9 protein-coding genes are annotated in these 15,445 nt (G+C 72.8%); 7 read left to right on the forward strand and 2 right to left on the reverse strand.

From position 1 onward, the window contains the following. The first annotated feature begins 66 nt into the window (after positions 1-66). Positions 67-1,479, forward strand: coding sequence for a glycosyltransferase (locus tag IAI59_RS09105; RefSeq protein ID WP_207416225.1), 1,413 nt, complete (start codon positions 67-69; stop codon positions 1,477-1,479). Positions 1,480-1,491: 12 nt separating this feature from the next. On the opposite strand, the gene IAI59_RS09110 is transcribed toward IAI59_RS09105, so the two are convergent. Further along, positions 1,492-3,540 (reverse strand): class I SAM-dependent methyltransferase, encoded by a 2,049-nt coding sequence (locus tag IAI59_RS09110; RefSeq protein ID WP_207416226.1) that lies wholly within the window; start codon positions 3,538-3,540, stop codon positions 1,492-1,494. A 199-nt stretch (positions 3,541-3,739) separates the two neighbouring features. Between IAI59_RS09110 and IAI59_RS09115 the strand changes: the two genes are divergently transcribed. From IAI59_RS09115 to IAI59_RS09135, 5 genes are read left to right on the forward strand one after another with little or no spacing between them, the layout of a single operon-like run. Further along, complete coding sequence (locus IAI59_RS09115) at positions 3,740-8,128, forward strand: rhamnan synthesis F family protein (RefSeq protein ID WP_207416227.1); 4,389 nt, start codon at positions 3,740-3,742, stop codon at positions 8,126-8,128. Positions 8,129-8,130: 2 nt separating this feature from the next. Continuing rightward, on the forward strand, positions 8,131-9,087 hold the full coding sequence (locus IAI59_RS09120; protein WP_207416228.1) for a glycosyltransferase family 2 protein: 957 nt from the start codon (positions 8,131-8,133) through the stop codon (positions 9,085-9,087). Next, positions 9,087-10,364, forward strand: coding sequence for a glycosyltransferase family 4 protein (locus tag IAI59_RS09125; protein WP_207416229.1), 1,278 nt, complete (start codon positions 9,087-9,089; stop codon positions 10,362-10,364). Before IAI59_RS09120 ends, IAI59_RS09125 begins: the two co-directional genes overlap by 1 nt. Further along, positions 10,361-11,317, forward strand: coding sequence for an NAD-dependent epimerase/dehydratase family protein (locus IAI59_RS09130; protein WP_207416230.1), 957 nt, complete (start codon positions 10,361-10,363; stop codon positions 11,315-11,317). The genes IAI59_RS09125 and IAI59_RS09130 overlap by 4 nt, the downstream gene beginning before the upstream one ends. Then, the gene (locus IAI59_RS09135; RefSeq protein WP_207416231.1) at positions 11,314-13,347 is read left to right on the forward strand and encodes a glycosyltransferase; all 2,034 of its coding nucleotides are present in this window, start codon (positions 11,314-11,316) and stop codon (positions 13,345-13,347) included. Before IAI59_RS09130 ends, IAI59_RS09135 begins: the two co-directional genes overlap by 4 nt. A gap of 7 nt (positions 13,348-13,354) precedes the next feature. Here the strand turns inward: IAI59_RS09135 and IAI59_RS09140 are convergent, their stop codons facing one another. Next, positions 13,355-14,134 (reverse strand): SDR family NAD(P)-dependent oxidoreductase, encoded by a 780-nt coding sequence (locus tag IAI59_RS09140; RefSeq protein ID WP_207416232.1) that lies wholly within the window; start codon positions 14,132-14,134, stop codon positions 13,355-13,357. 105 nt (positions 14,135-14,239) lie between these two features. Between IAI59_RS09140 and IAI59_RS09145 the strand changes: the two genes are divergently transcribed. Next, positions 14,240-15,364: a carboxylate-amine ligase gene (locus tag IAI59_RS09145; protein ID WP_207416233.1), complete on the forward strand. Its 1,125-nt coding sequence runs from the start codon at positions 14,240-14,242 to the stop codon at positions 15,362-15,364. The last annotated feature ends 81 nt before the right edge of the window (positions 15,365-15,445 follow it).

Below are 15,445 nucleotides of genomic sequence, written 5' to 3' on the forward strand. Positions count from 1 at the left end.
GCTTGCCGCTTCGCGCCCGCCCCCGGCCCGGGGGTCCACCGACCAGCGAGCGATCCATACGCCCCCATGTCCGCATTTCCGCCCCCCGCCGCGCCGGCACCGCATGAATCCCTGCTGCCCGCGGAAATCCTTGCCGCGCAGATGCGCCGCGACCGCGACCGCCTGGCGGCATCCGAGATGATGATCGCGGTGCTGCAGGAACAGCAGCGCCGGCTGGAGCGCACGCCGCCGCAGCGCGCCCTGCGGCAGTTGCAAAGCGCTTATCGCCGCCTGCCGGTCAGCCTGCGGGCCGCCGTACGGCGCCTGCGGGGTGGCGTGCCCGGGGCGGCGCAGGCGCCGGGCGCGGCGGCGGTGGCCGTGGTCCCGCCGGCCAGCCGCGGGCAGGCGCTGGTAATCGACGACCATTGGCCGCAGCCGGACCGCGACGCCGGGTCGGTGGAAATCGTCAACCTGGTGCGGGCCCTGATGGCGCTGGGCTTCGATGTGGTGCTGGCCGCGGCGCGCGACCACGCCGGCGCGCATCCCGCCCGCCTGGCGCTGGAGCGTGATGGCATCCGCTGCCTGTGCCCGGCCGATGCCGCCTCGGTCGAGGATTACCTGGCGCAGCGCGGCAGCTGCCTGGACCTGTGCGTGTTGTGCCGCGTGTATTGCGGCGGGCGGTTTCTGGAGGCGGCGCTGCGCGACGCCCGCCGCAGCCGCATCCTGTTCAACACCATCGACCTCAACTACCTGCGCGAGGAGCGCCGGGCGCGGCTGCAGCAGGACGAGGCCGCCCTGGCCATCGCCGCGCAGGTGCGCATTCGCGAGGAACAGCTGATCCGCGCCAGCGATGCCACGCTGGTGGTGTCGCGCGCCGAGCTGGAGCTGCTGGCGCAGACCGTCCCCGAGGCGCTGGTGGCCGAGCTGCCGCTGGCCCGCCCGCTGTCGCCGCCGGCCACGCCCTTCGCCGGCCGCAGCGGCATCGGCTTCATCGGCGGCTTCGCGCACGCCCCCAACGTCGATGCCGTGCGCTATTTCCTGGATGAGATCTGGCCGCTGGTGCTGCGCCGGCTGCCGGAGCTGGAATTGACCATCGTCGGCCCCGATTTCCCGGTCGGCCTGTTGCACGGCGTGCCGGGGCGAGTGCGCGCGCTGGGGCAGCTGCCGGAGATCGGCCCCTGGCTGGAAGGCCTGCGGCTGACCGTGGCGCCGTTGCGCTTCGGCTCCGGCGCCAAGGGCAAGGTGGCGTCCAGCCTGGCCGCTGGCGTGCCGTGCATCGTCACGCCCGTGGCGGCCGAGGGGATGCTGCTGGACGGCGGGGCGGGCGTGCTGGTGGGCGACACCCCGGAGGCTTTTGCCGCCCGGCTGTGCGAGGCCTATGCCGATGAGGCGCTGTGGCGCGGTCTGTCGGCGTCCGGCCTGGCGCATGCGGCCGCGCATCTGTCGCCGGAGGCTTGGCGGGCGCGGCTCGACCGGCTGCTGCTGCAGATCGGACTTTAGCCCCGCCGCCGCCTAGGCGGGCGCCACGGCGGTGATGGTCATGAAGTCGCTGCCGATCCGGCCCTCGGCCATCGCGCGGTCCTCGGCGGCGAACAGCCGCTCCAGCTCGGCCCGGTCGCCGGCATCGTCCGCGCGGAAGTTCTGCGCGATGTCGCCCAGCACCAGGTGCAGCAGCGCACCCCCCAGGCGGCGCTCCTCGATGACCGTGAAGTGCTCGCGCATCAGCGGCACGATGTCGGCGGCGCGGATCGCCTCGCTGGGATCGATCTCCAGCATCTGCTCGATCGTCGGACGGGTCAGCCGCCCCTTGGGGGTACCGTCCGGCAGCCGCCGCAGCCGCTCGGGCAGCGAATCCAGCAGCGCGTTGCCAAGTTCCAGCTGCACGTCGGTCCATTGAAAGCGGGTCGGGCCGACGAATTCGTGCAGGTGGAAGATGCCGCCGGGCTTCAGCGTTCGCGTCACCGCGGCGAACAGTTCCTCCAACCGGTCCACGTGATGGACCGAGGAATGCGCGAAAACCACATCGGCGCCGCCAGCGGGGAAGTCGGCGACCTCGAGATCCGCCACCTGGTACTCGACGCGGTCGGCGAGGCCAGCCTCCGCCGCCAGCCGGCGGGCTTCCAGAATGGCGCCGTCGGCGAGGTCGATGGCCTGCATGCGGGTCACCAGCCCGCGCGACAACAGGTCGCGTTCCAGCGCCCCGAAGCCGCAGCCGAGCGACAGCGCCTGGCCGATCGGCTGCGGCATGCCGCGCGTGGCCAGCAGCGAGATCAGGTGGCCATAGGCGTCCTGGTCGTCGCGGCCGGTGGCCAGGCGGTTGACGCGGTCCCGCACCATCGGATGCGCCAGCCAGTACTGGCCCAGCACGGCCACGTCGCGCGCCGCCTCGGAGGACCAGACCTCGCTCACCCGGTCCCGGCGCGTGTCCCCGGCGCCGGTCGGCACCGGCGCGGCGGCGTCGGCCGCGGCCTGGCTGGGCCAGCGTGCTTCCGCCAGGCCGTGGGCGCGGAAATGCGCCAGCGCCGAACCCACGGTGCCGTCGGCCACCGCGCCGGCGACGTCGGGATAGGCGGACAGGTACCACGCGGCGTCGAAGCCCGGCTCGCTGTCCGGCTGTTCCGCCTCGTCCGTATCGGGGTGGATGACGGGCGGGGCGCAGCGCGCCTCGAACCAGCCGGCGCCCGCCGGCTGACGCGGCTCCGGCGCCGCGCCGGAGCGGCCGGCGAGGGCGCCCAGCAGCGTGCCGAGCGGGGAGCGCGGCTTATCCGGCGCCAAGCGCAGCACCATCACGTCCTGGTGGTCGTCCCAGCCGCGATCGGCATAGGACACCAGCCGCAGCGGGCTGCCGTCCAGCGCCCGGGCCAGCCAGTCCCGGCTGATCAGCGAGATGCCGTAGCCCTGGCCGCCCGGATAGTCGCGGTAGCCGTAGCCGAGACGCTCATAATCCTCGACCACCGTGCGCGCCCGCCCGCGGCCCAGGCCGTAATCCCAGCTCCGCAGCCGCTGCTCGACGAACTCGCCATGCGACGACACGACCAGCACGGCGCCCGGCGCCATGTGACGCACCATGCAGTCCAGCATCTGCCGCGCCATCAGCTCCGACAGGTGGGTCAGCAGCGAACCGATCCAGATCAGGTCGAAGCGCGCCCCCAGCTCCAGCGTCGGGAAATGCCCGTCCGAGAACACGGCGCGGGCGCCGAAGCGGTCGGCCGTGAAGGCCACGCCGTCGTGGTCGATGTCGGAGCAGGTGATCTCGGCAGCCGGAAAGCGCGCCCGCAGCAGGCGCGTGACGCGGCCGTGGCCGCAGGGCAGGTCCAGGATGCGCCGGGGCGCCGGGCGGCCGGCCAGGGCACCCTCGATCGCCCGCATCGCCGACAGGCCGACCGACAGATAGTGCTCGGTGCTGCCGTCGAACATGGTGTCGTTCGGCGCGATGTCCGTGACCATGGCGGGGAAGGGGAAGCCGGCGGGCGGCGTCAGGCTCGGCATGGCGGAACTCCACTTGCCCATCGGGCAGGTCGTCTGGTCGGAAGCGGCCGGGCGGCTGCCGGAGGCGGGCATGAATTCCCCCCTGTGCAATCCTGTGGCGGTTCCTGTTGCCTGACAATGCAGGGCTTGAACAGCTGCCCGGGCGCGAAAACGGCCACGGTGGCGGGCCGCCCGCTGCCGCGGGGCGGTGACTCGCGCCGGGGTCGGTGATAGTGGACCCCATGGCCGGCTGCCCCCGGCAGGGGGCGACGTGATGGGAGAAGACGCGCAGATGCAGGCTCGGACCGATGATCTCGCGCTCGGCGATGAGATGACCTGGGACCCGGTGCGCATCGTGCAGCCCGGGCCCTGGGCCGGCCACATCCCCTTTGCATTCTGGCTCGTGAAGGCGCTGCGGCCGGCGACGCTGGTGGAACTTGGCACGCATTCGGGAAATTCTTATTTCGCGCTGTGTCAGGCGATGAACGCCTTTTGCCCGGCGGGCCGCGCCTATGCGGTGGACACCTGGCAGGGCGACGAGCATGCCGGCCACTACGGCGAGGAGGTCTTCGCCGACGTCACGCGCTTCAATGCCTCGCATTTCGGGCAGTTCTCCACGCTGATCCGCAGTACCTTCGACGAGGCCCGCCGCTATTTTCCCGAAGGCGACGCCACGGGCGGCATCGACCTGCTGCACATCGACGGCCTGCACAGCTACGAGGCGGTGCGCCACGACTTCGAAACCTGGCGGGCCACGCTGTCGCGGCGCGGCGTGGTGTTGTTCCACGACACCAACGTGCGCGAGCGCGACTTTGGCGTGTGGCGGCTGTGGAACGACCTGCGCGCGCAGTTCCCGTCCTTCACCTTCGATCATTCCAACGGCCTGGGCGTGCTGGGCGTCGGGCCGGAGCAGGCGCCGGAGCTGCGGCGGTTGTTCGCGCTGGACACGGAGGCGGCGGCCGCCTTCCGCCGCGGCATCGCCGCGCGCGGCGTGGCGCTGCAGCGGCAAACCGAGATCCTGACGCTGCGCGACGTGATCGCGGACAAGGACCGCCACATCGGCGACCTGACGCAGCGCATCCAGGGCATGGACGCGGTGGCCCCCGTGGTGGACCAGGGCGCCGCGGCCGATGCGCTGCGCGACGCCGCCTGGCAGCGCGAGCTGGTGGCGCAGCAGCGCGAGGAGATCGCGGCCAAGGACGCCATGCTGCGCTATGTGGGCGATGCCGCCGCGGCCAGCGCCGCCGCGCTGGCGGTGCGCGACCGCGCCATCCTGCGGCGCGACGAGGTGGTGATGCGCCTGGCCGCCGAGCTGCAGCAGCAGCGCGCGGCGCAGGAGCAGGAACGGCACGCGCTGTCGCAACGCGACCGGCAGGAGCGCGACGACCTGGCGCATGCGGTGCAGCTCGCGCAGGCCGAGGCGCAGCGGGCGCAGCACAACGTGCAGGCGGTGATCCAGCAGTATGTCGGCTCCACCTCCTGGAAGGTGACGCGGCCGATGCGGGTGGCCGTGCGGCTGCTGCGCGGCGGCGGGCTGCGGCCGGCCGCGCCGCCGCCAATGGCGTTGCCCGCGCCGGCCGCGCCGGCAGCGCCAGCCCCGCAGGAGCCGCCGGCCGAGGACGCGCCTTCCGCCGTGCAGCAGGCCAAGGCGGCATTGCGCGCGACGCTGTCCGCCCGGCTGGACGCCTTTCTGGCCAGCAGCGCCACGCTGCGCCTGCCGCCCGCCGAGGCGCCCGATGTCAGCATCGTGCTGGTGCTGTTCAACCAGGCGGAGCTGACCTTCGGCTGCCTGGGCTCGATCCTGGAAACGCTGGCGGATGGCCGGCTGAGCGCGGAGCTGCTGATCCTCGACAACGGCTCGACCGACCGCACGGCCGAGCTGCTGGAGCGGATCGAGGGCGCCACCATCCTGCGCGAAGGCGTGAACCTGCACTTCCTGAAGGGCGTCAACCACGCCGCCAGGCAGGCGCGCGGCCGCACCCTGCTGCTGCTGAACAACGACGCCCAGCTGCTGCCCGGCGCGGTGGCCAGCGCGCTGCGGACGCTGGATTCCGCGGCCGATATCGGCGCCGTCGGCGGCCGCATCATCCTGCCGGACGGCACATTGCAGGAAGCGGGCTCCATCGTCTGGAGCAACGGCGCGGCCTCGGGCTACGGCCGCGGGCAGGACCCGAACGACGCCGACTTCATGTTCCAGCGCGACGTCGACTTCTGTTCCGGCGCCTTTCTCCTGACACCCATGGACACCTGGCGTGAGATGGGCGGCTTCGACGAGCGCTACGCGCCCGCCTATTATGAGGAAACCGATTACTGCCTGCGGCTGTGGGAGCGCGGGCTGCGGGTGGTGTACGACCCCGATGTCGCGATCCTGCACTACGAGTTCGGCAGCGCCGCCAGCTCGGAGCAGGCGCTGGCGCTGCAGGCCACCAACCACCGCATCTTCATGCAGCAGCATCGCGACTGGCTGGACGGGCAGTTTCCGCTGGACCCGATGAACGCCATCGCCGCCCGCACCGCGCGCTCCGCCCGCCCCCGCGTGCTGGTGGTCGAGGACCGGGTGCCGAAGGTGGAGCTGGGTGCCGGCTACCCGCGCTCCAACCGCCTGCTGCACGAGCTGGTGGAGGCGGGCGCCGAGGTGGCGCTGTTTCCGATCCACCGCTTCGCCGAAACCTGGCAGGGCGTGCGCCGCGCGCTGGACAAGCGGATTGAGGTGCTGATCAACGCCGAGGGCTCGCAGCTGCGGGCCTACCTGAATGCGCGGCGCGGGCATTTCGACGCGATCATCGTGTGCCGCCCGCCGAACATGGCGCTGTTCGAAGAAGCGATGGGCCATGAGCGCGCCCTGACCGGCGACGCCGTGATCATCTACGACGCCGAGGCGCTGTTCGTGACGCGCGACCTGCAGAAGCGCGCGGCCGAGGGCGTGCCGGCCACCGACCTCGAGCGGCACGAGATGGTGGCCAGCGAGGTGGCGCTGACCCGGCTGGCGGATTCCGTGCTGTCCGTCTCGACCGCCGAGCAGCGGACCCTGGAAGCCTATGGCGCCAAGCAGGTGCGCCTGCTGACCCATGCGATCGAGGACCCGCCGCTGGATACCGGCTTCGGGCAGCGGGACCGCATCGTGTTTCTTGGCGCCATCGGGGCCGACGACGCGCCCAACGCGGACGCGGTGCGCTGGTTCGCGCAGGACGTGCTGCCGAAGCTGCGGCGCAGCCTGGGCCAGGACATCCCGCTCACCGTCGTCGGGTTGAACAAGGCGCCCAGCGTGCAGGCGCTGGAAGGCAGCGCGATCGATTCCCGTGGCATCGTCGACGACCTGCATGCCGGGCTCGCGGATGCGCGTATCATGGTGGTGCCGAGCCGCCTCGGCGCCGGCATTCCGCTGAAGGCCTATCAGGCGGCGATGCTGGGCATCCCGATGGTGGTGACGCCGCTGATCGCCAGCCAGCTGGGCTGGCAGGACGGGCGGGAACTACTGGTGGCCGAGGATGCCGCCGGCTTCGCCGCCGCCTGTGCGCGGCTTTACGAGGACCAGACGCTGTGGGAGGAGATCCGCATCACCGCGCTGGCGCGGGCGCGGCGTGAATGCGCGCCAGAGGCCTTCGCGGACCGGGTGCGGGAGATCCTCCAATCCATCCCGGTGTCGCGCCGCCGCCCGCCCGGGCTGCCGGCGCCGCTGCCGCCGAAGCCACCGGTCCCGGCGGCCGAGGGCATCAACACCAGCCGCCCGATCGAGGTGGATTTCAGCCTGGCGCTGCCCTTCGGCTTCGTGCCCCTGCGCGCCCCGGCGCCACGCGTGGCGGTGATCTGCCACCTGTTCCATCCGGAGATCGCCGCCGAGGTGCGCTTCTACCTGCGCAACCTGCCGGTGCCGGCCAACCTGTTCCTGTCCACCGACACGGAAGCCAAGGCCGCCTTGATCCGTGCGGTCTTCGCGGACTGGGACAGCGGCGAGGTGACGGTGCGGGTGACGCCCAACCGTGGCCGCGACATTGCGCCCAAGCTGGTCGGCTTCGCCGATGCCCATGCCGGGCATGACCTGGTGCTGCACCTGCATTCCAAGAAGTCCGACCACGCGGACTTCCTGGCCCCCTGGCGTGGCTTTCTCTACGAGAACCTGCTGGGCTCGCCGGCCGTGGTGGCCTCGATCCTTGATGCCTTCGCGCGGTTGCCGACGCTGGGCATGGTGGCGCCGCAGCACTTCGAGGGCATCCGCCGCTGGATCGGCTGGAACGGCAACTTCCCGGTGGCCCGGGAGCTGGCGCAGCGCATGGGCTTGCAGATCTCCCCGGTGCGGGCGCTGGACTTTCCATCCGGCTCAATGTTCTGGGCGCGGCCGGCGGCGCTGCAGCCGCTGCTTGACCTCCAGCTGTCGTTCGAGGACTTCCCCGAGGAAAGCGCGCAGCTGGACCACACGCCGGCGCATGCGATCGAGCGACTGTATTTCCTGGCCTGCGAGCGCAGCGGCCATGCCTGGCTGAAGGTGGCGCAGCGCGCCCTTTACGCGCAGACCGGCACCATCACCACGGTGAACAGCCCGGCGGAGCTGGAACGCTTTCTGGGCGAGCGGGGCGTGGCGCTGAGCGGCCCGGTGATGCTGCCGACGCGCGACGAGCCGGCGCCGATGGTGACCAGGGTGCCGCCGGGCCTGGCGCGGCGCCTGGCGCAGCGGGCCTTCTGAGCATGTTCGGCCTGTTCCGCCGCAAGCCCGCGCCGCCACGCAGCGCGGGCGCCGCCCGCGTGTCCGTGGTGGTGCCGCTGTACAACCATGCCGGATACATCACCCCCGCCATCGAAAGCGTGCTGGCGCAGGGCGAGGTGGTGCGCGAGGTGGTGGTGATCGACGACGGCTCGACCGACGATTCCGCCGAGGTGATGCGCCTGCTGGCGGCGCGCGACACGCGCATCCGCTTTCGCGGCCAGCCCAACCAGGGGGCGCATGCGACCATCAACGCCGGCATCGGCGAATGCGGCGGCGAGTTCGTGGCGATCCTGAATTCCGACGACGCCTGGCTGCCAGGGCGGCTGGACGCGCTGGCGCTGCTGCTGGACGCGCAGCCGGACGCCGACCTCGCGGCCTCCGCCATCAGCTTCATGGATGGCAAGGGCGAGGCCATCGCGAACCCCTGGTATGACGAGGCGATGGGCTTTCTGCGCGCCGGGGCTGATACCGGCACCGCGCTGGTCAACGCGAACTTCCTGATGACCACCTCGAACTTCCTGTTCCGGCGCGACCTGGTCGGGCGCATCGGCGGCTTCGCCGCGCTGCGCTACACGCATGACCTGGACTTCGCGCTGCGCGCCCTGGCGCTGGGCCACCGGCTGGCGCTGAGCGACGAGGTGTTGCTGCGCTACCGCCTGCACGGCAGCAACACCATTTCCGAGGATCACCGCAAGGTGCGCCTGGAATGGGCCGCCTGCGCCAGCGCCTACCTGACCCTGTTGTGGGACCGGCCTGGCACGCCGGAGCCCGACTGGCAGGCGGCAGGCGCCGTGCAGGCGGTGCTGCAGCGGCATGAGCTGGCGCGTGCCGCGGGCCCCTGCATGGCCTATCTGCGCCGCCACGGCGGCGGCCGGCTGGACAGCGGGCCGCTGCTGCAGGACGCCGCCTTCCGCGCCCGCATGCTGGAGTGGGTGTGATGCGCGTGTTGTTTCTGAGCAACCTGTACCCGCCCAACGTCGTCGGCGGCTACGAGCGGCTGTGCCACGAGGTGGCGACCGAGTTCGCGGCCCGCGGGCACGCGGTCACGGTGCTGACCAGCACCTATGGGGGGCGTGAAGCCAGCTATCCCGGGCAGCGCGTGATCCGCGAATGGGAGCTGCTGGCGGGTGCCGACATCTACAGCCCGTTCCCGGGCGATGCCGCGGCGCGCGCGGCGGCCAACAGCCGCAACCTGGCCACGCTGCACCGCGTGCTGGACGACGTGCGGCCGGACGTGATCTTCGCCTGGAACCTGTTCTTTCTGGATGGCTCGATCCTGGCGGCGCTGGAAGCCAGCCGCTACCGCTCGGTGGTGATGCTGACCGACAACTGGCTGCTGGTGATGCGCAACCCGGAATTCGTCAGCGGCTTTTTCCGCGACGTGGTGCACGGCACCGGCAGCTTCCTGCCGCCGCCCGCGCCGCCGGCGTGGCGCGCGCTGGCGGGGCGGCTGAAGCGCCGGCTGCAGCGCCTGCTCGGCCGCACGCCGCCACGGCGGCTGGAGGCGGTGTTCGGCGCGCGCTTCATGCGCGACTTCTACGCGGCCGGCGGCGCGCGCTTCCGCCATCACCGCGTGATCCACAACGGCGTGCGGCAGGCGCCGCGCGGCGGCCTGCCGGCGCCGGACCGCGGTGCGCTGGTGCGCCCCGGCACGCTGCGCCTGTTGTTCGCCGGCCGGCTGGTGGACCTGAAGGGCGCCGATACCGCCGTGCGCGCCCTGGCCTTGCTGGACGCCCGGGCGCTGGGCCTGGACCGCGTCACGCTGACCATCCTGGGCGACGGACAGGACGCCGCCTATCTGCGGCGCTTCGAGGACGCGGTGGCCGAAAGCGGCCGCGCCGAGGACATCGAACGCCGGGAGGTCGTGCCGGAGGCCGAGCTTCCGGCCTTGTTCGACGCGCATGACATCTACCTGTTTCCCTCGCTCTACGAGCCCTTCTCGCTGACCCTGATCCATGCGCTGGCCTGCGGCATCCCAACGATCGCCTCCGATGTCGGCGGCAACACCGAGATTGTCGAGCATGGCCGGACCGGCCTGCTGTTCCGCAAGGGTGACGCGGCCGAGCTGGCCGCCGCCATCGCCCGGCTGGCGCGCGACCCGGCGCTGCGCGCGCGGATCGCCGCCGAAGGCCAGCGGGCGGGCGGGCGGTTCACCTTCGAGCGCATGGCCGGCGAGATGGAGCGTTTCCTGCTGACGGATACGGACCGGGCGTGAGCGCGCTCCTGTCCGGCGTGCCGTGCCTGGTGCTGGGCGCAGGCGGCTTTATCGGCACCAACCTGTGCCGCGCGCTGGCGGCGGCGGGCGCCGTGGTGCAGGGTTTCGGCCACGCCCCGGCCTTTCCCGGCGCGTTGCCGGCGATGCGCTGGTCCACGGCCGGCATGGACGACCTGCCCGCCCTGGCACGGGCGCTGCACGGCACGGAGGTGGTGTTCCACCTGCTGGGCGGCAGCGTGCCGGCGGCGGCGGAGCGCGACCCGGTGGACGACTTGCGGCAGAATGCCGCCGGCGCCATCGAGGTGTTCCGCCTGTGCCGCGAGGCGGGCGTGCGGCGCATCGTGTTTCTGTCCTCGGGCGGCACCGTCTACGGCATCCCGCGCAAGCTGCCGCTGGCCGAGGACCATCCGACGGACCCCATCTCCGTTTACGGCATCCACAAGCTCTTGGCCGAGAAGCACCTGGGGCTGGAAGCGCACCGGCAGGGGCTGGAGGCCGTGGTGCTGCGCGCCGCCAATCCCTACGGGCCGTTTCAGCGGCCGGACCGGGGGCAGGGGGTCGTGGCCTCGTTGATCGCGCGGCGCCAGGCCGGGCTGCCGGTGGAGATCTGGGGCGATGGCCGCGTGGTGCGTGACTTCCTGCACGTGCAGGACCTGGCGGAGGCGATGCTGGCCGCCGCTGGCGCCGCGGCGCCGGCCCGGGTGATGAATGTCGGCTCCGGCACCGGCCGGTCGTTGCTGCAGGTGGTGCGGGATGTGGACGCCGTGCTGGGGCTGCATGATGCCCCCGTGTTGCACCGCCCGGCCCGCGCCGCGGACGTACCGGTGAACGTGCTGGACATCACCCTCATCGGGCGAGAGCTCGGCTGGGCGCCGCGTACCGACTGGCTGGAAGGACTGCGCGGTACCGCCGCGTGGCTGGCCGGCCGGCAGCCGGCGGTGGCCGGCGCATGAGCCGCCGCCCGCAATTGCTGTGGAGCGTGGTGCCCGATGGGCGCGCGCAGGGCAGCTGGAACCGCATCACCTCCGCCGTCACGGGCGTCGGGCCCGGCACCATCCTGTACGCCGTGCTGCAGGATGCCGCCGGGGCACCGCTGGCGGACAACCTGTATCTCGGCACCCCGGACCGCAATGCCGAGATCCTGTGCTTCGTGCCGCGGGAAACCGCGCAGGTCAGGCTTTACGCCGTGGGGCCCGCGGCGGTGGCGGTGCGGGCGGCGGCGCCGGCGTTCCGCCCTTTCAGCCGCCTGCGCTCGGCGCTGCGGCTGCTGCGCCAGGCGCCGCCGGCCGCGTTGGCCGGGCTGACGCGGGCTGCCGGCTGGCGGCCACGGCCGCTGCTGCGCGAGCTGCGCCTGTTGCTGGCGGCCACGTTCCGCGCCGCATACAGCGAGCCGCGAGGCTATGACAGCTGGGTCGCCATGTTCGACACCTGGGGGCCGGACGATCTGCCCGCCGCCGGGCCCGGGACCATCGGCTACCTGGTGCTGGCGCGGCAGGCCGGCACCCCGGCGCTGCAGGCGACGCTCGACAGCATCGCCCGCCAGCATTGCGGCGCGCCGCACGCGGTGGCGTTGGCGGCGGACGGCGCGGGCGTGGCGGAAGCCGTCGCGGCACTGGGCACGGGCTATGTCGGCGTCCTGCAGGCGGGCGAGGTGCTGCCCGACCATGCCACGCTGTTGGCGGGCGCGCAGCTGCGCCGCCTGGGCGAGCCCGGCATCGCGATCGCCGACGAGGACGATCTGGACCCGGATGGCCGGCGGCAGGCGCCGCGCTTCAAGCCGGTGCCAGGGCACGTCACCATGCTGTCCGGCATTCTGTCGCGCGGCCTGTGGCTGGTGCGGCGGGAGCTGCTGCAGGGCCATGCCGCCTTGTCGCCGGACCGGGTGGGCTGGGCGGAGGCGCTGCGCCTTGGCTTGTGGCTGGACCGCTACCGGGCGGGGCAGGGGGGCGGCGATGCCCGCATCCCATTTATCCTGACCCACCGGCGACCGGACGCCGAGGCGGCCCCCGCCGCCGTGCTGGCCGAGCTGGTCGGCCAGCACCTGGCGCGGGGCGGGCCGGGCATCGTGCCGCGCCCCACCTGGCCCATCGGCTTCGCGCTGCGCGACGGCGCGGCGCCGGGCGGCAAGGTCACCGCCATCGTGCCTTCCACGCTGCGGGCGCCGCATTCGCTGGCCTGCATCCGCGCGGTGCTGCAAGGCACCGACTACCCGCTGCTGGAGGTCGAGGTCGCCGTCATGCAGCCGGGGCCGCTGGACGCGGTGCAAAAGGCGGCGGCCGCGTCGCTGGCCGGCTTCGCCAACGCCGCCGTGGCCACGCTGGCCGCGCCGCGCTTCAACTTCTCCACCGTCAACAACCACGTCGCCGCCCGCACGCGCGGCGAGTTCATCCTGCTGCTGAACGACGACGTGTCGCCGATCCGCCCCGACTGGCTGCGCTGGATGGTGGCCTTCATGGACGACCCGAAGGTCGGGGCCGTGGGCGCCCGGCTGCTGTATCCGGCCGGGTCGGTGCAGCATGGCGGGGTGATCATGGGACTGTCCGGCCTGTGCGACCATGCGCACCGCTTTCTGCCGGGGGACCAGCCGGGCTACATGGACCGCGCCGTGCTGGCGCAGGAGATGTCGGTGGTCACCGGCGCCTGCCTGCTGGTCCGGCGCACGCTGTTCGAGCGGGTGGGCGGGTTGGACGAGGGCTATCCCAGCGCCTTCAACGACGTGGACTTCGCGCTGCGCATCGGCGAGACCGGGCATTCCGTGGTGTATGCGGCACAGGCCGAGCTGCATCACCATGAGTTGCAGACCTACGGCTCGCATTACGCCGGCGAGCGTTCCGCCTTTCAGGAGGCCGAGGTGCAGCGGATGCGCCGGCGCTGGGCGGCGGTCACGGCGGCGGACCCGTTCCACAATCCCAATTTGGGCCTGGTGGCCGGCCGCGAATGGCAGCCGGCCTTTCCGCCGCGGGTGGGCGACGAGCCGGGCTAGCGCGCCGTCACACCACCACCGGCACGCTGGCCCCGTCCATGGAGATGGTCACGCCGGTGATGTAGCCTGCCATCTCGCTGGCCAGAAAGCAGACGGCGCGGGCAATGTCCTCCGGCTCCGCCATGCGGCCGAGCGGAATGCGCGCGACGGCCGCGGCCTCGGCCGCCGCGACGCTGCCGCCGGCCAGCGCCGCCTCGGCTTCCAGCCCGGAGCGGACGCGGCCGGTGGCGGTGAGCCCCGGGTTCAGCCCCACCACCCGCACGCCCTGCGGCGCATAGGCGGCGCCCAGCCCGGCGGTGGCCAGCATCAGCGCCGCGTTGGCCGCCCCGCCCGCGATGTGCGTGGGCGAGGCGACCTTGCCGCCATTGCCGATGACATTGACCACCACGCCCGCGCGGCGCGCCGCCATGCGCTTGATCAGCGGGTCGATCATGTGGATGTAGGAGAAATACTTGGCATCCATCGCCGCGCGCCAGGCGGCGGGGTTCAGCTCGGCCGGCACGGTGCGCTTGGCGGCCCCCGCCGAGTTCACCAGGATGTCGATGGGGCCGAGCGCGGCCTGCGCCTCGTCCACCGCGCGCAGGGCGGCGTCCGGGTCCGTCAGGTCGGCGGCGATGCAGACGGCATCGCCGCCCAGCGTGGCGCGGGCGGCGTCCAGGTTGGCCTGGCTGCGCGAGCAGATGGCCACCCGCGCGCCTTCCTGACGCAGCAGCACCGCGCAGGCGAGGCCGATGCCCTTGGAGCCGCCGGTGATCAGCGCGGTCTTGTTCGCCAGCCTGAGGTCCATGGCAGCGCTTCCCTGGTTGTGCGGGGAAAGCCTATCGCGCGGCGTGGCGCCTGGACAATCCGCCCGCCCGCCTGTCTGCTGGCCCCACACAGGAGCCACGCCCGCATGCCCACCGACACCCGCTTTCGTTTTGGAATCGAGGAAGAATACTTTCTGGCCGATGCCGCCACCCGCGGCACCCCCGGCCACGGCGTCGAGGCCTTCCACGCCGCCGCCCGCGCGCGGCTGCCTGGGGTGGAGCGCGAGCTGCTGAAAAGCCAGGTCGAGGTCGCCTCCGCCCCCGCCACGGACTTCGCCGAGGCGCGCGGGGTGCTGGCGGGGCTGCGCGGCGGGCTGGCCGGGGTGGGGCGGGAGCACGGCGTGCTGGTGCTGGCCGCCGGCACGCACCCGCTGGCGCAATGGACGGAGCAGACCAACACGGAGAAGGAGCGCTACGAGGGGTTGATGCGCGACCTGCGGATGCTGGGCCGGCGCAACGTCGTTTGCGGCATGCACGTGCATGTCGAGGTGCCGCGCCCGGAGGCGCGGGTGGACCTGATGAACCGCCTCCTGCCCTTCATGCCGCTGCTGCTGGCGCTGTCCTCGTCCTCGCCCTTCTGGCAGGGGCGGGCGACGGGACTGTCGGCCTACCGCCTGTCCGTGTTCGGCGAGATGCCGCGCACCGGCCTGCCGGAGCTGTTCGCGGATGAGGCGGATTATGCGCGCTTTGTCGATGTGATGACGCGCGCGGGTGCGATCGAGAATGCCAGCTTCCTGTGGTGGACGCTGCGCCCTTCGGTGAAGTACCCGACGCTGGAGCTGCGCGTGGCCGATGCCTGCACGCGGGTGGACGACACCATCGCCATTGCCGCCTTGTACCGCTGCCTGGTGCGGCTGGCGGACCGGCGGCCGGATCTGCACCGCGGCCTGACCGGCGCCGACCGCGCCCTGGCGGCGGAAAACCTGTGGCGGGCGCAGCGCGACGGCATCCGCGCCGAGCTGATCGATGCCGAGGCCGGCGTGGCGCGGCCCTTCGCCGAGCATGTCGGGGCGGTGCTGGCGCTGGTGGCGGAGGACGCGGCCGCGCTGGACTGCGAGGCCGCGCTGGCCGGCGTGCCGCGCATCCTGGCGGAAGGCTCCAGCGCCGACCGGCAGCGCGCGGTGTTCACCGAGGCGCGGCGCGCGGGCGGCGACGGCGAGCCGATGCACGCGGTGGTGGACTGGCTGGCTCGGACCACGGCGGAAGGGTGAGGGAGCCCGGGGAAGCACGCCTCCTTCCCCGGGTCCCGTCGCATTTTTCCCGTCAGGGGCGGCGGCGGGAAGGCGGCGTGC

This window comes from Roseomonas haemaphysalidis, from assembly GCF_017355405.1.
In the GTDB taxonomy this organism is placed as follows: Bacteria; Pseudomonadota; Alphaproteobacteria; order Acetobacterales; family Acetobacteraceae; genus Pseudoroseomonas; species Pseudoroseomonas haemaphysalidis.